16 protein-coding genes and 3 pseudogenes are annotated in these 18,109 nt (G+C 48.1%); 7 read left to right on the top strand and 12 right to left on the bottom strand.

The window, feature by feature from the left end; genetic code table 11:
• The first annotated feature begins 124 nt into the window (after positions 1 to 124).
• Positions 125 to 394 (top strand): hypothetical protein, encoded by a 270-nt coding sequence (locus ACF2G4_RS21035; RefSeq protein WP_409076384.1) that lies wholly within the window; start codon positions 125 to 127, stop codon positions 392 to 394.
• Positions 395 to 786: 392 nt separating this feature from the next.
• Here ACF2G4_RS21035 and ACF2G4_RS21030 read toward each other — a convergent pair.
• Positions 787 to 987, bottom strand: a pseudogene (locus tag ACF2G4_RS21030) (GPO family capsid scaffolding protein); the annotation flags it as partial.
• 17 nt (positions 988 to 1,004) lie between these two features.
• On the opposite strand from ACF2G4_RS21030, the pseudogene ACF2G4_RS21025 reads away from it, so the two are divergent.
• Positions 1,005 to 1,154, top strand: a pseudogene (locus tag ACF2G4_RS21025) (terminase gpP N-terminus-related DNA-binding protein); the annotation flags it as partial.
• 194 nt (positions 1,155 to 1,348) lie between these two features.
• Here the strand turns inward: ACF2G4_RS21025 and ACF2G4_RS21020 are convergent.
• Positions 1,349 to 2,143 carry a hypothetical protein gene (locus tag ACF2G4_RS21020; protein WP_409076383.1) on the bottom strand — a complete coding sequence of 265 codons (795 nt, stop codon included), beginning with the start codon at positions 2,141 to 2,143 and terminating at the stop codon, positions 1,349 to 1,351.
• Between the two features lie 3 nt (positions 2,144 to 2,146).
• On the bottom strand, positions 2,147 to 2,347 hold the full coding sequence (locus ACF2G4_RS21015) for a hypothetical protein (protein ID WP_318385949.1): 201 nt from the start codon (positions 2,345 to 2,347) through the stop codon (positions 2,147 to 2,149).
• A gap of 391 nt (positions 2,348 to 2,738) precedes the next feature.
• On the opposite strand from ACF2G4_RS21015, the gene ACF2G4_RS21010 reads away from it, so the two are divergent.
• On the top strand, positions 2,739 to 2,930 hold the full coding sequence (locus ACF2G4_RS21010) for a hypothetical protein (protein WP_409076382.1): 192 nt from the start codon (positions 2,739 to 2,741) through the stop codon (positions 2,928 to 2,930).
• 211 nt (positions 2,931 to 3,141) lie between these two features.
• On the opposite strand, the pseudogene ACF2G4_RS21005 reads toward ACF2G4_RS21010, so the two are convergent.
• Positions 3,142 to 3,282 (bottom strand): annotated as a pseudogene (locus ACF2G4_RS21005) (hypothetical protein); the annotation flags it as partial.
• Between the two features lie 357 nt (positions 3,283 to 3,639).
• Between ACF2G4_RS21005 and ACF2G4_RS21000 the strand changes: the two are divergent.
• Positions 3,640 to 4,539, top strand: coding sequence for a LysR family transcriptional regulator (locus ACF2G4_RS21000; protein WP_409076381.1), 900 nt, complete (start codon positions 3,640 to 3,642; stop codon positions 4,537 to 4,539).
• On the opposite strand, the gene ACF2G4_RS20995 is transcribed toward ACF2G4_RS21000, so the two are convergent.
• The 3 genes from ACF2G4_RS20995 to ACF2G4_RS20985 all read right to left on the bottom strand — a co-directional run bounded on the left by ACF2G4_RS20995 (position 4,514) and on the right by ACF2G4_RS20985 (position 7,777).
• Positions 4,514 to 5,320, bottom strand: coding sequence for a substrate-binding domain-containing protein (locus tag ACF2G4_RS20995; RefSeq protein WP_409076380.1), 807 nt, complete (start codon positions 5,318 to 5,320; stop codon positions 4,514 to 4,516). The genes ACF2G4_RS21000 and ACF2G4_RS20995 overlap by 26 nt on opposite strands.
• 15 nt (positions 5,321 to 5,335) lie before the next feature.
• The gene (locus tag ACF2G4_RS20990; protein ID WP_409076379.1) at positions 5,336 to 6,631 is read right to left on the bottom strand and encodes an MFS transporter; all 1,296 of its coding nucleotides are present in this window, start codon (positions 6,629 to 6,631) and stop codon (positions 5,336 to 5,338) included.
• A gap of 567 nt (positions 6,632 to 7,198) precedes the next feature.
• Positions 7,199 to 7,777, bottom strand: coding sequence for a TetR/AcrR family transcriptional regulator (locus ACF2G4_RS20985; protein WP_409076378.1), 579 nt, complete (start codon positions 7,775 to 7,777; stop codon positions 7,199 to 7,201).
• A 120-nt stretch (positions 7,778 to 7,897) separates the two neighbouring features.
• Here ACF2G4_RS20985 and ACF2G4_RS20980 point away from each other — a divergent pair, with 120 nt between their 5' ends.
• A complete protein-coding gene (locus tag ACF2G4_RS20980) occupies positions 7,898 to 9,340 on the top strand; it encodes an amidase (protein WP_409076377.1) in 1,443 nt (480 codons plus the stop codon).
• A gap of 179 nt (positions 9,341 to 9,519) precedes the next feature.
• On the opposite strand, the gene ACF2G4_RS20975 is transcribed toward ACF2G4_RS20980, so the two are convergent.
• From ACF2G4_RS20975 to ACF2G4_RS20960, 4 genes are all read right to left on the bottom strand, one after another.
• Positions 9,520 to 10,023, bottom strand: a complete 504-nt coding sequence (locus ACF2G4_RS20975; RefSeq protein ID WP_409076376.1) for a DUF1543 domain-containing protein — start codon at positions 10,021 to 10,023, stop codon at positions 9,520 to 9,522.
• Between the two features lie 392 nt (positions 10,024 to 10,415).
• Positions 10,416 to 11,675 (bottom strand): diguanylate cyclase domain-containing protein, encoded by a 1,260-nt coding sequence (locus tag ACF2G4_RS20970; RefSeq protein WP_409076441.1) that lies wholly within the window; start codon positions 11,673 to 11,675, stop codon positions 10,416 to 10,418.
• 462 nt (positions 11,676 to 12,137) lie between these two features.
• A complete protein-coding gene (locus ACF2G4_RS20965) occupies positions 12,138 to 12,449 on the bottom strand; it encodes a cupin (protein WP_215844958.1) in 312 nt (103 codons plus the stop codon).
• A 271-nt stretch (positions 12,450 to 12,720) separates the two neighbouring features.
• The gene (locus tag ACF2G4_RS20960; RefSeq protein ID WP_409076375.1) at positions 12,721 to 13,623 is read right to left on the bottom strand and encodes a LysR family transcriptional regulator; all 903 of its coding nucleotides are present in this window, start codon (positions 13,621 to 13,623) and stop codon (positions 12,721 to 12,723) included.
• Between the two features lie 128 nt (positions 13,624 to 13,751).
• Between ACF2G4_RS20960 and ACF2G4_RS20955 the strand changes: the two genes are divergently transcribed.
• Positions 13,752 to 14,015: a DUF2798 domain-containing protein gene (locus tag ACF2G4_RS20955; RefSeq protein ID WP_243079591.1), complete on the top strand. Its 264-nt coding sequence runs from the start codon at positions 13,752 to 13,754 to the stop codon at positions 14,013 to 14,015.
• Positions 14,016 to 14,380: 365 nt separating this feature from the next.
• Here ACF2G4_RS20955 and ACF2G4_RS20950 read toward each other — a convergent pair whose 3' ends face one another.
• A complete protein-coding gene (locus tag ACF2G4_RS20950) occupies positions 14,381 to 14,950 on the bottom strand; it encodes a DUF4142 domain-containing protein (protein ID WP_215844955.1) in 570 nt (189 codons plus the stop codon).
• Positions 14,951 to 16,859: 1,909 nt separating this feature from the next.
• Here ACF2G4_RS20950 and yahO point away from each other — a divergent pair.
• Positions 16,860 to 17,129: a DUF1471 family periplasmic protein YahO gene (gene yahO / locus ACF2G4_RS20945; RefSeq protein ID WP_409076374.1), complete on the top strand. Its 270-nt coding sequence runs from the start codon at positions 16,860 to 16,862 to the stop codon at positions 17,127 to 17,129.
• The last annotated feature ends 980 nt before the right edge of the window (positions 17,130 to 18,109 follow it).

Here is an 18,109-nt window from a genome sequence, read left to right as displayed (position 1 = left end):
TCTCCGAAAGCTGACAGATTTTATTCAGCCCTAAATTGACTCTTTTTTGCAATAAGCGCACTGCGCGACGGCAATTTACAATTATCTTTTTTATTAATTTTACAACTGTAATAAAGGTAAACTCATGAAAATCAAGCATGCTATGCCTATTGAAGGACATATTGTTGCGAGTCGGCGCATGGGCGAGACAAGCCACCCTTTTTGTATCCATAATGTCATGTTTAATAATGGAAAGTTCGCTGTCGTTCGTGCAGCATCAGGAATATGTCTCAAACCCGGCGATACTCTTCATAGATACGAATCCGCATGGTTTTGCAACAATATCCAAACACACCTTCTTCCCTTTGAATACATAGAAGAAAACGAATCCCAGAGACTATTAAATGAATACTAGGGCCTAAAATTAATTATCTGCTGTCATTAAAATAATGACTGGCAGGATGCTGTCTTCTGGTCACATTCACATAAAGCCCGCAACAGGCCTACAAACCGTTAGTTCGTCATGATGGAGAGTTTGATGTACTGGCCGCACTATGTGGACTGGGTCATAGTGATTATTAACCACTACGGATTAAAGATTAACTTACGCGCTAAGATGCCCATTTAAAATTACCGAGCGCTTCGTCGCTAGCCGTGAATGATCGTAAAACGGATATTGCCATGAAAAGACGTTGATTTGCCCACACTGTAAGTCGCTATTTATTATACATCTTGATAGAAAATAATTACCTGATGCATAAAAACCGCGCGCGGACGTTTTTTTATGGCATGAGTCTCATCACTCAGGACCGGTGGGCTGTTAAGTCGGCTTTCTTCACCGTAGCGGCGAAACGGGCTGTCAGGGGTATAGCCCTTGATGTGTTCCATATTGACGCGAGCGCCGTACATGGGCGGGTCATAGTTTTTCGCCATCTGTGAAGAAATGACGCGGCCTTCGGTGGTTGCGCCTTCAACTGCGATGCGAAAACGCTTTGCTTTAGTTGCCATTCATCAGGCTCCGGTCAGTGAGTTGGGTCAGGTCGGGGCCAGTTTCCTCCCGTCAGGCCGCACTGCTTTACTGGCAGGGATATTCTGTGCGCCAGATTGCGGAGACGCTCAGCCAGAAAACGCCGACCATGCAGAGCTGGAAGCTGCGCGACGCGTGGGACGACGTTGACCTTAAGGGCGATCCGATTATGCTACCAAACGACACACGCCTGATTTTCCTCGGCACCTATCCCCGCCCCGTCTGCCCGCTTTATGTAGCGGTTTTTTCCTGCAGCTGCATGATATAAACAAAAACCCGCTATCACTGGCGGGCCTGAGCATTGAAGAACCTTTTAGGATCATGCGAATTCATGCAGCATAGTCATGCACTGCCAGAAATTTCTGCCTTCACCGGTTCAGGTGTCAAGAAATCATCAAAAGACTTGTAGGTTTCAGTATCGAAAAGCGACACAGTCTCAACCTGCTCCATCGGCATGACGTGTCGGAAATGGCTGAAGTTAAGCGGCACAGAGTCAGCTGTAATATCTTGGCTCAGATAAAGCTCATAGTATCTGTGTTGCTCTTGGTAGCGCAGAGTGTATTTATCACGATATCCACTGATATAAGGGATGATGGCCAAGTGCTGTGTATCGTGGTGCTCCATACGAGGAGCAGCAACATAACCGATATAAACTTTACGGGACTTAAGGGTAACAAAAATCAGCTTCCCTTCATCAATCGCCTGGAGCAGTAATGCCTCGATACCATCCTGTGCTGCCATTTCTCTGTAAGCCTGCTGCCTGGTATCATTATTCTCCAGCGCCCGCTTCGCACTGTTTCCCTGTTCAATAGCCAGACATACAGCAATCATCAGAGAAAGAACGAAAAAAAGCGGGTAAGACATGACTTTAATATCCGTCAGCCATGAATAAAAATCAGCGTGGAGGCTGGGCCATATCATACCCAGAATGTTAATTATGGTACTCAGGAGAAGGAGGAAAACAAAAATTATGGAGACAACACCAAAGCCCTGAATAGCGAACTTACATCCATGCATAGCCACGTAAAAGTAAGCATTCCAACCATCGCTTCGGGCTAACTTTATGCGGGATTGATAGTGATTCTGTGTGTACCAAAACCCGCATACCAGAACAACCATAATGATCAGCGGACCCATCAACTATCCCTGTCGTTTAGCAGCCAGTTCTTCCATACGTGCACGCATTGAGTCACGTACCTGCTGATTTTTCATGTTGACCGTCGCTGAGCCGTTCAAATCGGTGATAATTTTACCGTTCCCTGAATTACTGACATCATGACGGATAGCTTCCTGCATGATCTTCCCCGGGGCGGATAACATCTTTCTGAGAAGTTCGGTCATATAACCTCCTGATGACACAAACGCCGCAGGCAGCGGCGTTTATAGTGTACTGCTACCTAACTATAGGACAGCTGTAAAAATACATAATTCGGCGAGAGCTACTTATTAACCTACCTGGCAGGGTCAATCAACCATTTTTAGTTGACGTGTTTATGAACAGGCAGAACCTAACGCCTCGTAATACTGGTTGTTCAACCTTGCCAGTGCTAAAAGTGGAACACGTTCTAGTCACACACGCTCTTGCAAGTCCCTAAACATTTTCCCTTCCGCCCTGAAATACTGTACACAATCACAGTATGTTTTTTCTATCGGATTGTGAAATCATTTTTACCTTGAAGTGAAATTAAACTTACGAAATCCTGTGCTTGAAAGTGATAAGGACCAACCCGTTATGAGAAAAGCCTGCAATGAATTTTTTGGCCCGGACTGGATGGCCTATCTAATTACTGGCGAACCTGGAACAGGCAAGTCCCTGCGGGCTGTACAACTAACAGCGCTTGATTCGATAACTCCTGATGAGGTTCGCTGGAAAAAAGCCATTGCACTGTGCGAAAAAAGGCCAACGAACTCAAATTTAAAGTAACAGGCACACTCGGGCTTTGTCTGGCTGATTGGTAAAATTGAACAATGCGGATAGCGGTAATCGTTACCGCTCAAAACTGTCTTCCTGCAATCACCCGCTCTGGTAGAAAAGCCGCACTTTTGCCCCTACATTTACGCTTTGACCATTCAATAACAGAGCAGTTTCTTCATCACTGCCACAAACCCCCTCGCTTTTAGCTCCTGCTTTAACCGTCGGCGCTGCGGCCCATACAGTTATTGACAGAACTCCGAGAGGACGCGGACGCGTCCTTAAATTCAAAACCCAATTCAACGGCACGTTTCGGAACAATCTTCCACTGCGCGAGACGGGTCAGGATCGGCGTATCATCGCCGCGTAAACGCCTTTAATGCGCAGGGTTACCGCTCAGTGCCTGATGCCTGATTGATGGATCTCGACACCACCGGCAAGAAAAAAAGATCAAAAATTCATCACTTTTTTGCCAGGTGAAAGGTTTAGTAAGAAATATCAGCCCCTTCACTTTCAGCCCTCCCCTTTCTCCAGCCCGCTGCGAATTCAGACGGGCTGTGATAATTCAGCGTAGAGTGCGGGCGACACGCGTTGCAGATACCCTCGGCAACGTGTTATCGGCGACAAAGAGCAGCCGGCTTTAAAAAGTTGCCGTTGTCCCATATAGCGCTATTATCCTTGCTTTAAGCTATTAACGGCTCTGAAAGGATTGACTGCCGCTATGCCCGTGAATTTTGATCTCAACGATCTTTATGCCTTTCGAGCGCTGGTTGAATACGGTAATTTTCGGCTTGCCGCAGAGTCTATCTGCCTTTCACAGTCAGCATTGAGCCGCAGGATAGAGAAGCTAGAATCTGCGCTCGGTATAAAGTTGTTCCAAAGAACTACCCGGCGCGTCACGCTGACACTATATGGACAGACCTTTGCTGAACGTTCAGATCAGCTACTGGCCAATGTTGAGTTGGTATTAGCGGATATCAATAAGGTTGGTCAGGATCGCGTGGGCTTGGTAACTGTCGCCACAGTGCCTTCGGCAGCCTACTATTTCATGCCTGACGTGATTCGCCGTTTCCAGGTCCGCTATCCACGGGTACGCGTTAAGATTATTGATAGCAGTGCCGGTAATGTCATTGAAGCGGTTGTCAGTGGTCAGGCAGACTTCGGTATCTGTTTTGCGAAAAACCTGCAGCCCAATATCGAATTTCTCCCGTTGGTGGGAGATGCTTACGTTGCCGCCTGCAGACGCGATCATCCAATAGCCAGCAAAAAAAGCCTGACCTGGCGCGAGTTTTATCAACACGATTATGTTGGGCTGGATAAGACATCTGGTAACCGCAATTTGCTCGATAAAATGCTGGAAAACATCACTCCTGAGCGTGCCAGTATCTGCGAAACCCGTCACGTGACGACCATGCTAGGTATGGTTGAAGCGGGCGTCGGCATTGCTGCCGTGCCCGCTATGTCGATGCCGACTTCTGAGCATTCATTGCTGACTCACCTGCCGCTAACGGATCCGGTGGTGAAGCGCACGGTTGGCCTGATCAGGCGCAGCGGACGTATGCAGTCCTACGTTGCCGCCGAGTTGGAAAAGTTGATCACTGAACAGTATCACGTGGGTTAATGGGTCGTTCAGTTTTCACAGATCGCATCCCGGTGGCGCGAATCGTTTTTTGCACCTCGGCGGAAGAGAGGAAATTCAGTAGTGCTTTGCCTTCTTTCGGGTGTTCTGCTTTGGCGGTCACCGCGCCGGAAAAACGGGTAATGTACTGCACATCTTCAGGCAGCTCGCCAATAAAGGTTACGCCCGCTACCGGCATCAATTCGCTCACCTGCTGGAAACCCAGAGCATATTTTCCTTTTGCCACCTCGGATGCCACCGGAATGCGCTGAATCAGGTGTGCTTTCTCTTTTACCTTCTTTTCAATACCCAGTTTTTTGAATAGCTGGCTGCTGACATATCGGCCGCTGGCACTGTCAGAATAAGCGATGGATTTGGCCTGCAGTAGGGTATTGCGCAGATCTGCCTGCTTTTCGATAGTAGGTTCAGGGTCACCCTGTTTGACGACCATACCAATTGATGAGTCAGCTAGCTCCACGCGCGAGCCTGGCAGTAGCCACTTATCCTTTTCCAGATTTTTCAGCGCATCACCTACCATAATTACCACATCAGCGTTTTCGCCACGGGCCAGGCGTGCTGGAATCGCCTGAGGGGTTTTACCCATGGAGGGGCCGGATATCAAAATGATGTTGTCGCCGCTCTCAGCTTCAAATTGTGGGGCCAATTTTTCCAGTGCGGCTTTAAATCCGCCTGATATCATGACGGTTACTTCTGTGGCCAATGCTCCCGTGCTGACAGAGGCAAACAGCAGCGTGGTAAGGAGCGAACGATAAATTTTTTGCATAACGTAACTCCTGACTCAACGGGCAGTTTGAAGTGATAACGCGCTGCGACGGTACAAATAAAACGTCGCCAAGAGAGCACATACAGCAGCAAAGCTCATCCAATAGCCGGGTGAGGCTTTATCGCCGGTGTACTCAATCAGTGCAGTGGAAATAACCGGCGTAAATCCGCCAAACACAGCAGTTGCCAGACTGTAGGCCAGAGAGAAACCAGCAACCCGGACCTCTGTTGGCATGATCTCCGTTAATGCCGGGATCATAGCGCCGTTATAGAGGCCGTAGAGGAAGGACAGCCACAGCAGTACCATCAGCATCATGGAAAAGCTCGGTGCTTTAGCAAGCAGGCTAAGCGCCGGATATGCCGTGATGAGGGCCAGCAATGCCATGGCAACCAAGACCGGCTTACGGCCATAACGATCTGACAGGGCACCACCTACCGGTAACCAGAGGAAGTTAGATATCGCAACCAGTAAGGTCACCAGCAGACTGTCAGAGGCGCTGAGCATCAACACTTTCTTACCGAACGTCGGAGCATACACGGTGATCAGATAAAATGCGGTGGTGGTCATGGCGACCATTAACATACCGGCAATAACTACCTGCCAGTTTGCTAAAAGGGTTTTAAACGCGTCGCGCATCGCCAGGTGATTACGGCGCGCGGTGAACTCTTCGGTCTCTTCCAGTTTGCGGCGCAGGAAAAAAATGAAAGGTACAATCAGGCAGCCGAACAGGAAAGGCAGTCGCCAGCCCCACTCGCGAATGGCGCTTTCTTCCATGATGGCATTCAGTGCGAAGCCCATGGCAGCAGCTACCATAATGGCCACTTGCTGGCTGCCAGACTGCCAGCTGGTGTAGAAGCCTTTACGGCCTGGCGTGGCAATCTCTGCCAGGTAAACAGATACGCCGCCCAGCTCTGCACCCGCGGAGAAACCTTGCAATAAACGCCCTCCCAGCACCAACAACGGCGCCCAGAAGCCAATCGTTTGATAGGACGGGAGCAGGACAATCAGGAAGGTCCCTGCGGCCATGATCGACAGGGTAACAATCAGACCTTTACGCCTGCCGACTTTATCAATGTACGCACCCAGCACGATTGCGCCGATAGGACGCATCAGAAAGCCCGCACCAAAGACGGCGAAAGTCATCATCAGCGAGGCAAATTCACTGCTGGCCGGAAAGAATGTATGTGCGATGTAGGTGGCATAAAATCCGAACAGGAAAAAATCAAACTGCTCTAGAAAGTTGCCAGAGGTCACACGCAGTATCGCGCTGGTTCTTGCCCAAGTTGTCATGGGTGCGTTAGAGGAATGCATTTTTATCTCCAGTTTGTCATTGACGCTTTTACAGCGCCTGTAGCTGCAGACTGGATCAGGAAAATAAAGTAAATAAGCGCAATAAAATCATGAATTGATGCGTTTGGTGCATGAATCAACGTTAACAATTATGATGGATAAGCTGTAACGGGATATTAACAGTTTCACTCCGGGCAATATTGTTTGATGAAGGCTAAAAACTTCATGCCTGTTTTGTGACAAGGTTCATATAAGGCTTAGGGGCAGAAAAAGGCTAAGGTGGGTAAAAAAGGAAGGATTGAGGAACGTCGCAGAATATCTCTGAAATAATCTTTTCCCTACGTCAGTATGCGACATTTCACTCTATAGCCACGTTGAGCAGCAAGATTTGAGATTGAATTTATTAGGGGTTTACGGCATGACTTGTCGGTCCGCTTCTCGCTCATAGCGATCTGAGCCACCCCATCAGGCTACCTTTTGCCAGCAGCGGACATAGCGATTCAGTGATTCAGTGATTCAACACATTCAGGCCACAAGTAAGGCATACTCACCGCAAACGGGTTTACCTTCAGGGGCCTCTAAAACAGATCATTTAAGCAGAGCGAGCTTGCTTTCAATAATATTGAGGGTGAATTCTGAAGACTTCTCGAAGCTTGCATTTTGAGCAACCACTTGAATCCCCTCAAGAATGAGCGTTATCTCTTTTGCCAGAGAATCAGGGGCATTTGCACCAGCCTTGGTACATAAAGCCTCCAGCCGCTGATATTGCCTTTTTTTATGACTGATTATCAGTGCGCGTACATCAGCATACTGATCACCTATCTCTGCCAACGTGTTGGTAAAAGGGCACCCTCGCTGGGACGTGCCAGAGAGATTGTCGATAACAAAACGTACGAACCCGCTAATTTGTTCAGCCGCACTATCAGCATGACTTTCCGCCAATTGGTCTAAAACGTGGCTGTAATCTTCGATTAACAACCCGATCCACTCCGATACCAGCACTTCCTTGGATTCAAAATGACGATACAGCGTCATCTTCGTTGACTGCGCTTTTTCTGCAATGGCATCAACGGTAACGCGAACTATTCCTTCCTGATAAAAAAGTGCTTCGGCCGCCTGAAGAATGCGATCTCGGGGAGGCAGGCGTGGCTCATTGGCTCTGGGCATCGTAAATTCCTGGTTGCAATGATACCGACTGGTATCATACGATACCGATCGGTATCAAAAGATACCACCAAGTATACCCTACATGGGCTTATCTGTCTTACTCAAAACACCGGAACGTTTATGAACTTATCTGACTACACATCTTTTGATGCCATCGGTCTTGCTGAGCTGATCAATAAAAAAGAAGTTAGCCCTGCCGAAGTATCATCCGCAGCCATGCGGGCTTATCAGGCCGTAAACCCTGATGTTCACGCTGTTATAGAATGCTGGGAAGGTGAAAAATACAATCAAGCGGGGCCAATGGCTGGCGTGCCGATGCTGGTTAAAGATCTGGGTATTTCCGTCGCCGGGCGCCTCAATGAGCTCGGTAGCCGTCTCGCAGCTGGCATGGTTTCGCCTCATGACTCCCATCTGACCGTAAAAATGAGGCAGGCAGGCTTGGTTCTTATGGGGCGAACCACCACGCCTGAGTTAGCTGCCAGTATTACTACCGAACCCCTGTTTAATGGCGGTACACGAAATCCATGGAATAGTGATTTTAGTGCCGGTGGATCGAGTGGCGGTTCCGCTGTTGCCGTCGTTTCCGGTATCGTTCCTGCTGCACATGCTACAGATGGCGGTGGCTCTATTCGTATCCCGGCATCAGCAAACGGCCTGTTTGGATTAAAATCCAGCCGGGGCCGGATCAGTATGGGACCTGATGTTGACGAAATCTGGTCGGGACTCGCCGTGCATGGTTTTGTCACCCGCTCGGTACGCGATAGCGCTGCGCTTTTGGAAGCCGTTCAGGGAAATATGCCAGGAGATCCCTTTAACATTGACCGCTCCACGCCTGGATTAGTCACAAGCGTTGAGAGCGACCCGGGCAATCTCAAAATTGGCGTTTTAACTCATCCTCTTAACGGTAAACGAAGCACACCGGAAGTCGTGTCTGCAGTTGAACAAACCGTCAAGCTGCTGCTGGCACTGGGCCATCAGGTGGAAGAAGTCATGCCAGACATTGGGCTGAGCTGGGATGCATTTGTGGAAATGAATGCGTGTTTCTGGGCGGCAAACTCAGCAGGCTGGATCGATGCGCTGGCTTCAATGAACAATAAACCCATCAATACCGAAACCCTCGAACCTTCTAACCTTGCCCTCTGGAAACTCGGTCATGAACTTAAGGCAACTGAGCTTGTTGGGGCAATGCACATGAGAAACACCGTTACGCGAAAGATGGGGGCATTTTTTGGGGAATACGATATGTTGCTGACCCCGACTTTGCCTGACGTTCCTGCGAAGTTGGGTGCCTTCAATCGCGGTCAGGATAAAATGGATGGCCGCGATTGGCTACATCATGTTTTCAGCCAGACGCCCTTCACAGCGCTGGCTAACGTGTGCGGAACGCCAGCCATGTCGATTCCACTGGGTTTCTGCGAATCAAACCATCTGCCAATCGGGATGCAGTTCTTCGCAGGATACAACTGCGAGCATGCACTACTCAGTCTTGCCGGTCAGATTGAACGTGCGCACCCTTGGCGTGGACGGCGTCCAGAGATCTGGGCAGGTGCGTTGCCAAACTGAAACTGCAATCTTCTCAGTTAATCGATAGATTGCGATATACGTAGCGGCGCGTCGCGCAAAGATAGATTTATTGTGCGACCGCTTCTCGCTCATAGCAGACTCGGACTAGTACCCGCTTTGTGCCAAACTAAAGGCGGGGACAAGCCTCACCCTAAGTCGGCAAGACCGTCTTTACAATGTCAGATACCTATCGGTTGATAGCCCTGCCATTCGGGTTGATCACGACTTCCTGAATCGCAGGGAGCCAGATGAATAAATAACCCCCCTACTTTTTCAAGTAACAAACAATCGTCAACATCTTTCAAATTATCTTTATGTTGATGATCGACGCCACAGAGCAACGTTTGTAGTGCTTTCTCTTTGGCACCTTGTGCATTTTCAGAGACAAATAAATCGAATTCATGTAACTCTGCTAGCCTGTCAGGTCTGTAACCGCCTGCGTTTACGAAAAATAACTTTTTCGTAAATTGCGATGGTTCAGCAGAGAGCTTGACGGAATATCCATCAGCCCAAGTAATACGGCTGTAGCCGTCAATATGAATTTTATCACTATCACCAAACCATGCTTCCCGCAGAGCAGGCCAAGCATCTTTTGGTTCTTTGGCTGCAACAAACTGGATGTCATGCACTTCAATATTAGATTTACCGGCGTTTCCACCGATGTAAAACATATACAGATTCATTGAACCCCTCTTTCAGTATTCTTATCGCTATGTATTTCACTACATAACGATTTGCACTGCAACTACCTAAAAAAGATAGAGTTGGTGTTCGGGTGATCTTTCATACCGGCATCCGTTAGCTTTGTAATTAAGATCGCAGACAGAATATCCGCTTTTGCTCGCGTAAGACGGCTTTGTGCCAATAGCGAATGTCTGAGAAGCTTCTAACGTCATTTCTTATACATTTTTTGCTTAGCTATGCTTAAGCGCAGGATTCATTTGCGAAATTCAGTGCATCTTTCTGAGGCGGGAAATATGCGCTGAAGCGCTCTACGGTAATGCGCCGAACGGGCATTAGGGTAAACGACACCCTGATGAATTACAGACAAGGGCAGAAAGCGAAGCCGGCTATCCTAATCACGTAACGGCCGCGTTGTGGGCTCAAAAAACTGATATGAACTATCACGGCATGCTTTCGCTTGATACATCGCCTTATCGGCATTTTCAAATAACATCTTGGCCGATGTCGTCCCAAACCGTGCAAGGCTGATGCCAATCGCCGCTCCGATCCGCACTTCCAGACTATTGATAGAAAATGGCTCTTTCAGGCTGTCAATGAGGCGCTGGGCGATTATGGACGCCGCCTCGCGATCGCTGCACTTCGCTGCGACCACAAACTCGTCTCCGCCCAGGCGTGCCACAGAGTCGCCCGGGCGCATGCAGCATTGTAGCCGTTCGCTTACCTGCTGCAGCAAGGCATCCCCAGTCGCGTGTCCCATCGAATCATTGACAGCTTTGAACCCATTCAGATCGATAAACAGGACTGTCGTGTATGCCAGATCTTCGCCCTGCGAGAGCATGCAGCTAACCTGGTCATTGATCCAGGCTCGGTTAGGCAACCCGGTCAACGTATCGTGGGTGGCCAGTTTCTCAAGTTTCTGGATCTTTTCTTTGTCACGCGTAATGTCGCGCGAAATCAACACGGCACCGATGTTGTTGCCTGTGGAAGGATCGCTGACGCCGCAGGCCTTGGTGCCAAGTGTAATGTAGTGCCCATCGCGATGTTGCTTGCGCACCTCCACTACGTCCGCCCGCACGCCACCATTGAAGAGATGTACCAGTACATCCGTGGCGGATGCGCGGTCGTCGGGATGCAGGAAATCTACGACCCGTTGGCCAGTCATCTCATCGGCTGACCAGCCTATCATTTTGCTATAAGAAGGCGAGATCGACACGTATCTGCCGTCCGTGTCGCAATGGGCGATCAGGTCGGTGCTGTTTTCAATCAACAAACGGTATTCCGCCGCCGTGCGCAGCGCGTCTTCAAGTGCTTTGCGCTGCCCGGTTATATCAACAATGAAGCCGCTGTACTGCAGATGAGAAGCACTAGGTTGGCAATCCGGCAGGCCTGAAACAATCACACGCCGCGTCGTCCCATCCAGACAATGGATCGGCACTTCGAGATGAAAAGGTGTCACAAATTCCAATGCCGCAGTAAGTTGCTGCGCGATCTTCGCATCATCATCAGCCTGTGCGAGCTTCAGCCATGCACTTAGCGTGACGCCTTTCAGTGCGGGCATTAGACCCGCAGGGCTTTCCTGACTGGCGATGCATATGCCTTGTGCGTCCATAGACCAAACGGCGGAAAGGGTAGGTTTGATCACAGTGTTCATGGTGGTCGGATCCGTTGTTTGCTGACAATACTGAACAAGCTCGATACTGGTCATCACCGACCTTTTGATCGCCGTAATTGCTGCCTCAGAAACTTGGGAAGTGCGTCGGTAAGAGGTTCTCAATTTCGCGAATGTCAGTCATGAGCGGTGGCTGACACTGTAGCTTGATCAACAGCACTTCTACGGTGCCATTTTGCCCGCAGAAATGAGCGGGAAATTCTCTATGACGAATACAAGGTCAGAAGGAGTAGTCTACGTTTATCGGCTGATTTACCCATGATCTTTAATGAAACCTGCATCCTACAACTGGCCTGGCCCCGGCCATATATGACATCTGTTGATGTCAGTTTAGAAGTGAACACGGCTTAAACGCCTGCAAGGCATTATCGGCTGGCTGATAACCCAGTACCTCCCTGGTACGTGACAGATCAAATCGCTTAAACCGGTTATTTGAAATTAGGATTAGATTGATCCTTCTTTTTCAATAACAAGAACGCGTGCTATTCCTTGCGGATGAGCAATGTGTTCTGTCCCTTCACTTGCATAAAAAATATCTCCTGTTTTCAGCTCCCTGCTTTTAATTTCCCCATTTTCTTTGTAAAACATTTCAACACAACCATCCATAACAGCAAAAACCTCTTGTCCGTCATTGATATGCCATTTGTAAGGTTGATCGGTCCAGTGAAGTTTTACGCTGATATTATCGAAGCTGGCAACATGTTGAGAGTCCCAGGCTTTTAAGCCAGTGAATTCTTTACTGCAATAAAAATCCATATATCCGCCTTATGCAGAAGTGCTTTAATCTCATCAACATAATGATTACCAGACAGGATTAATTAATTCTATACTCTCGACATCTCTTGTCCTGATCTGTCCTTCATACGTCCGCTTTTCGCTAATAGCCAGTATTATGCTGTGTGTTCAATCGGTCATGCTCGGCCACCTTTTTTAAAGATAGCCATGCGTAACCCGCTGAACTTACCGTTGATCGTTTGTCTTAAAAGCACTCAGTTTTTGGTTCTGCATAAAACAACTGTGCCTCGCCCTACATCGCCCTTTCTAAAAACTCAATAAAGGCTCGGACCTTTGAATTAAGTGCCGAACGTTCGTTGACGCAGGCATAAATATTCATCGGTAAAGACTCTATTTTGCTCTCACTACGGTGGCCTGAGCAGAACAAAGGCATGAGTTGACCACTGTTTATCAACGGCTGAGCAACAAAGCTTGCCAGTCGAGCAACGCCTCCTCCGTTTGCCGCTATTTTTGCAATGATATCAATATCGTCACTAATGAACATGGGGTTGAGTTTCGCGTTAACTGGTTGGCCATTGATCATAAAAGTCCAGGGTAGAAAACGACCATCTGTGGGATAGCGGAAAACCAGACAGGCGTGCTGGCTAAGTTCTTCGGGAGTTTGAGGGATGCCCGCATGGTTCAGATAAGCAGGGGCCGCACAGAAGATAAACGGTAACGATGCGATTTTCCTGGCAATCAGTTGATCGTTCAGCTGTGCCTCAATGCGGATACTGACGTCGACGCCTTCCAACCGATGGTCGACGTTGCGATCGGTACTAATCAATTCGATATTAATATCAGGAAAAGCGTTTTGAAAAGCGGGCATCAGTGGAGCGAGAACGTAACGACCAAATGCAGCCGTAGTAGCGATACAAAGAGGACCCTGCGGTTTGGTTTCAAACGCTGCAGCCTGCGAGGCGATTTCGATATCATGGGGAATATGGCGTACTTTCTCGAAATAACGCTTACCATTTTCGGTGAGTGTCATGCTACGTGTGGTGCGCGAAATCAGGCGCACACCCAAATGGGTCTCAAGCCGAGAAAGGCTCTGGCTAACTGCCGCTGGGCTCATGCCTTTAGCGCGTGCCGCCGCTGCAATACTGCCGTTCTCCACCACGCGGATAAAAGTGCTAATCAGCCCTAACACGTCCATATCATCCCCAATGCTTGATTCGTTACTTTTACTTAGTAATGATTAAAGCATAACCGCTCTACCCTCGTCCTCGTTAGGTTGTTAGGTTAGTCGCTGTTTCGCTAATCTTTGTTAAAAGGGACAACTTGATGACTCATTCAATCACTAAAAAAACAGCAAAATTCCGCTTACCCAAGCACGCTTCGCCCTACATATTTGCTCTTTATATGGCAACCATCATGGCGTTTCTGATGAGTTTGGTCATCACTCTGGCTGAATTTGGAAGGGGGCCGCATTACATGACAAATGTGATGAATGCTTATCAGGTTGCTATGCCAGCGGCCTTTGTTTGCATACTCGTTGTACGTCCGATTGTTATCCGACTTGTAGGATTGACCGTTCGCGGTCACTGAGGGATTTAATCCGCCTATTTCGACATCTCACATTAAGGCTTGCGAGTCCGATCCTCGCTCACAATGGAAGGTGCGTCCGCGTCCGGCTGCTTTGTGCCCGAAGCGGACGTTGTCAATGTTTGCACTATGCAGCCTTATCGAACGGCTGTTTCCGGGCAATTGTAGCCGCCCACATGTAGAGTAAGTGTCAGCTTGTAATGCACATGGGCGAGCATCGATCGGCACATTTACAGTAAAAGTCGTCCCCGTTATTCAGCACTGTCATCAGTAACATCACCGCTGTGACTTTCGGCATCACTTTGAACAAAGGGTAATACACGTCGCAACACCTTTTGCCCATCGAACGATCTATTTACTGGCTTTGCTTACATCGACATCTGTTGGGCGGACTTTAGGTGCTGCTCAACAACTGGCGTGTGCGCGTCGGCCAGGGCCTTCACATCCGGATCCTTGATCTTCCTGGAGTCACTCTGCAGCGTCGATAGCACCATCTTGTGGTCCTTAGTGCCGGCGTTTTCCATATACATTTTGTCAAATGCGCCGCCGCTCTGCTTTTCCAGCTCGGTGGCCATAGCCTTGTGCTTGGCGTCTGGCTCAGTCGGCAGTGCTACACCCTTTTGCTGGGCAACCGTCTGTACTTTGGTCAAGGCAGCGCCGTGGTCGTCGACCATCTGCTTAGCGAATGCTTTGACTTCACTGCTTTGGGCCTTGCTCAGCGCGATTTTGGCGGCGGCGATTTCATTAATATTAGCTTGCGCCATGTCCTTCAACGCTTTTACGTCGTCGGAGCTGAGCATGGTGCGCGATCCGGTCTGGCCAGCGGCACCATTCTGCGCGGCGCTCGTCGGTGTCTGGGCTTGCACGCCGACAGAGCTGAACATAGCTGCCACTACCGTTACGGCTAGCAGGGCTTTCAAGGTTTTACTCTTTTGCATTTTGCTCTCCTGATGGTCATGGGTAAGGTTAGCACCCGGTAATTAACCGTGCGCAGCCTCGTATGTAAGTTACTACTGCAATGGTCAGTATAGTGGAGCAACGATGTGAGACAGCAGTTTACGCTCATTGTCCTCAACGCAGGACGACAGGAAATGACGGAAGCAAAGAAGCGGAAACTGCACAGCGCGGAGTTCAAGGCGAAGGTCAGATTGGAGGCATACCGCTCACGAACGCGCGCAACTGATCCGGTGGCTACGTAAAGCCATAACGTCTGCTGCCCGCCTGTCGGAAAGTAGGGTTTAGCCTCACGAGCTGGCGGCGCTGGAATGGGCGGACTGAAGCCCGTCGTCCCACAGCGATCTGTCCTTATTCATTGAGTCTATTGTGAAAATGCTCTTGCCTCTATCCCCAGTAATAGGAGCAAGCTCAGCTGACAATTTTTTCAATCACATAAGATGACTATGAAGAAAGGGAATGCTTTTCCGGTTAGAAAAATCGCTACCAAGCCCGAGTCGAATGGATCCAAGCTGATTTTACCGACCTGATGTCGGGCCTGAGGTTGTGAACAGCGAAATCCCTGCTTCTGGCTCTTAAAACGACGTGTATCAGCGGATCTAAAAAAGCGCAGGAACTTCTTACCGGGCCGATACGACCTATCCAACCGGGCTTATTCGTAAAAAAAATCTTAACTCTGAACGCAGTCAGTCGATGTGTTATACAAATCAGCTCTGTTTTTTTGACGGAATAAGATCGTAGACATAACTGCGACGAAATATTCCGGGCAGGCGGTCATCTCAGCGTGGCATATCGGCTCGCTGCGTCCTCATATTTAATGCCTGTTAGAAGATAATAGATATTGTCCAGCAGCCCTTATGGTTAAACTACCGGTCGATGCGAGGCAGGCAGAAATCGGCTACTCTGTTTTGACGAAAGCGTAACAGGTCGCAGCAAGGCTCATTTCAAACATCAATAACGTGCTGTTACGCGATAAATATTAACCACTATTTTCAGAGTGGATTTTTAGCTAACAGACAACTCTCTTCAGAAAAGGCCATGTGAATCTCCAGATATGATTCAGCATAAGCCAGACTGCCCTCTCCGTATTTATTTTCCCGGAAAATCTACGACATCAGCAACCATGACATCGATTGCACTTTTTAAGTCATCCCTGCTTATCTGAGACTGACTGGTAGAAACTTTACCACCGTACGCTTTTCTGACTACTTTAATGACCGGCTAATTCGTTGTGACGTCTGGCAATACGGCTTCGATAAACAGATAAGTGCGCTGTGAGCGTTTTCCGGTCATTGTCCCCGCAACAACGGCTGTCACAGGAAGAAGCTCATAAACCTGAATACTGACTGGTTTCTGCCACTTTCGAAGAACAACCTGAGAGCGTTAAAAATTCTAATAGCGCTCAACTTTCAATCGAGCTTCTGTGGAATAATCATCTTCCCCCCCGGGAAATGATTGATAATGCATTGCCAGTTAAATTCATTACGAATGTTAAGATACCTATCATGCCGCAACCCTAATAAATATCACGCCATTAAAACAATAACCCACAGTGAATTTAAGAAAGCAACAGTCATGCGCCGAAAAATTTAACTCAACCTGTCTTTATTTTAAATTTATTTCTTCTGAAAGTTCTAAAAACCTATAACCTTTAGCACTCTAAAATATATAACCTCATTCAATGCTGGCTAATCCCCTAAAGACGTTCTTCTTTTACTGAGGTTATTTGCGACGAATCTACTTTTAAGCAGTACCTCATATGCCCTGAAGAAATCACTCATCACAAAAAGGAAAAATAAATTTAATGCCTAAGGCAAAAGTCTGGAGCTGACTATATATTTATCCTTGTAATTAATATTAACTTCATACTAAACCAGACGGGAGAGTTCTCAGATGAAAATATACATTTACGCTATAGCCGTGTGCGTTTTTTCATTTAGCTCATTTGCGGCAGAAATGATGCCGAAAAATGATTTTGAAAAGGTGCAGGGGCAATATGAAAAGGTTGGCAGCATTTCAACATCAGGTGAGACCAGTGCAGCCGATGCAAAGACTGAGCTTTCTGAACTTGCCGATAAGAAAGGCGGAGATATTTACGTCCTGACATCCGGCAATACCAAAAACAAGATGCATGCTACTGCAGATGTTTATAAGAAAAAGTGAATTAGGAGAAAGACACCCGTTGCGTAAGCACGGGTTTTCCAGTCTAAAGGGTGCCCGTGCTTCTAGCGTTTTGAGCATGAAGATTACCCTCTTGAATGATTCGCGGCAGTATCAGCCTAGCGGCTGGAAATTTCGCAGGCAGGAATTTATTTTTTCAATTTCTATCCGGAACCGATGAAACACGGGCTGGTTATCTGGGGAAGTCAATACCAGCTACAGCCCTGAAGATCTCATGGCGTTTCTGTTAATGCCTTTGTCTGACTGGCTCCGCAAGGAAGAAAAGGAAATTTTACGGATACGCTTTATGATGTGCCTTCACAGTATGACGCAACTGCTTAAGTCCAGACTATACGATGAGCATACAAAACCCCTGCTGACAGTGATAACTGTTGAAGGATTACCCGTCTCCTGGCATTTCCGAACTTGTCGGAGCGACCAGCATTGGATTAGAGCTAAGCTTCTAACACATGAACAGAATGACTTGCATCGCTCAACATACCGTGAGCCTCAGGTCCGCTTTTCGCTCATAGCGGTCAGACAACGTTCCTTATTTCCTGCTTTATGCCAGAAGTGGTCCTTGCTAACACCATGCTGAGTTAATTTATGGGCGCAGATCATCCTCTTTAAGCAGGAACAAAAAAACCTATCCAGAAAAGCACGTACCCAGGATTAGAAGGCTAGCGCTAAGGCCACAGGACGGTAATGTTTGCCGCTCCGCGGTAAACGCAGAAATTATCGGAGTCAGCTCGCCTCGTCCCCGCCATGGCTAGGCCATAAAACTCGAAATCATCCCTATACCTAAGCCGATCATTCAGACTATTGCTTTACTTCCATTCATTATCAAAGACGAGAATGGCAATATTTCAGTTTCCTGTTCTTCAATGCTGAAGGGTCATCGAAATTACTGGTCTGAACATTTGAATTAACACCCGCTTACTGTAATGCTCCGATGTACCCTGTTTAATCAAATAGTGGGATGA

The organism is Pantoea phytostimulans, assembly GCF_046118715.1.
GTDB classification, from domain to species: Bacteria; Pseudomonadota; Gammaproteobacteria; order Enterobacterales; family Enterobacteriaceae; genus Pantoea; species Pantoea phytostimulans.
This window is presented reverse-complemented; position numbering and strand designations above follow the sequence as displayed.

What these genes read in the sequence shown, in the direction of transcription:
- ACF2G4_RS21035 (WP_409076384.1), top strand. Translation starts at nt 125, where the DNA reads ATGAAAATCAAGCATGCTATGCCTATTGAAGGACATATTGTTGCGAGT.
- ACF2G4_RS21020 (WP_409076383.1), bottom strand. Translation starts at nt 2,143, where the DNA reads ATGGGTCCGCTGATCATTATGGTTGTTCTGGTATGCGGGTTTTGGTAC.
- ACF2G4_RS21015 (WP_318385949.1), bottom strand. Translation starts at nt 2,347, where the DNA reads ATGACCGAACTTCTCAGAAAGATGTTATCCGCCCCGGGGAAGATCATG.
- ACF2G4_RS21010 (WP_409076382.1), top strand. Translation starts at nt 2,739, where the DNA reads ATGAGAAAAGCCTGCAATGAATTTTTTGGCCCGGACTGGATGGCCTAT.
- ACF2G4_RS21000 (WP_409076381.1), top strand. Translation starts at nt 3,640, where the DNA reads ATGCCCGTGAATTTTGATCTCAACGATCTTTATGCCTTTCGAGCGCTG.
- ACF2G4_RS20995 (WP_409076380.1), bottom strand. Translation starts at nt 5,320, where the DNA reads ATGCAAAAAATTTATCGTTCGCTCCTTACCACGCTGCTGTTTGCCTCT.
- ACF2G4_RS20990 (WP_409076379.1), bottom strand. Translation starts at nt 6,631, where the DNA reads ATGCATTCCTCTAACGCACCCATGACAACTTGGGCAAGAACCAGCGCG.
- ACF2G4_RS20985 (WP_409076378.1), bottom strand. Translation starts at nt 7,777, where the DNA reads ATGCCCAGAGCCAATGAGCCACGCCTGCCTCCCCGAGATCGCATTCTT.
- ACF2G4_RS20980 (WP_409076377.1), top strand. Translation starts at nt 7,898, where the DNA reads ATGAACTTATCTGACTACACATCTTTTGATGCCATCGGTCTTGCTGAG.
- ACF2G4_RS20975 (WP_409076376.1), bottom strand. Translation starts at nt 10,023, where the DNA reads ATGAATCTGTATATGTTTTACATCGGTGGAAACGCCGGTAAATCTAAT.
- ACF2G4_RS20970 (WP_409076441.1), bottom strand. Translation starts at nt 11,675, where the DNA reads ATGAACACTGTGATCAAACCTACCCTTTCCGCCGTTTGGTCTATGGAC.
- ACF2G4_RS20965 (WP_215844958.1), bottom strand. Translation starts at nt 12,449, where the DNA reads ATGGATTTTTATTGCAGTAAAGAATTCACTGGCTTAAAAGCCTGGGAC.
- ACF2G4_RS20960 (WP_409076375.1), bottom strand. Translation starts at nt 13,623, where the DNA reads ATGGACGTGTTAGGGCTGATTAGCACTTTTATCCGCGTGGTGGAGAAC.
- ACF2G4_RS20955 (WP_243079591.1), top strand. Translation starts at nt 13,752, where the DNA reads ATGACTCATTCAATCACTAAAAAAACAGCAAAATTCCGCTTACCCAAG.
- ACF2G4_RS20950 (WP_215844955.1), bottom strand. Translation starts at nt 14,950, where the DNA reads ATGCAAAAGAGTAAAACCTTGAAAGCCCTGCTAGCCGTAACGGTAGTG.
- yahO (WP_409076374.1), top strand. Translation starts at nt 16,860, where the DNA reads ATGAAAATATACATTTACGCTATAGCCGTGTGCGTTTTTTCATTTAGC.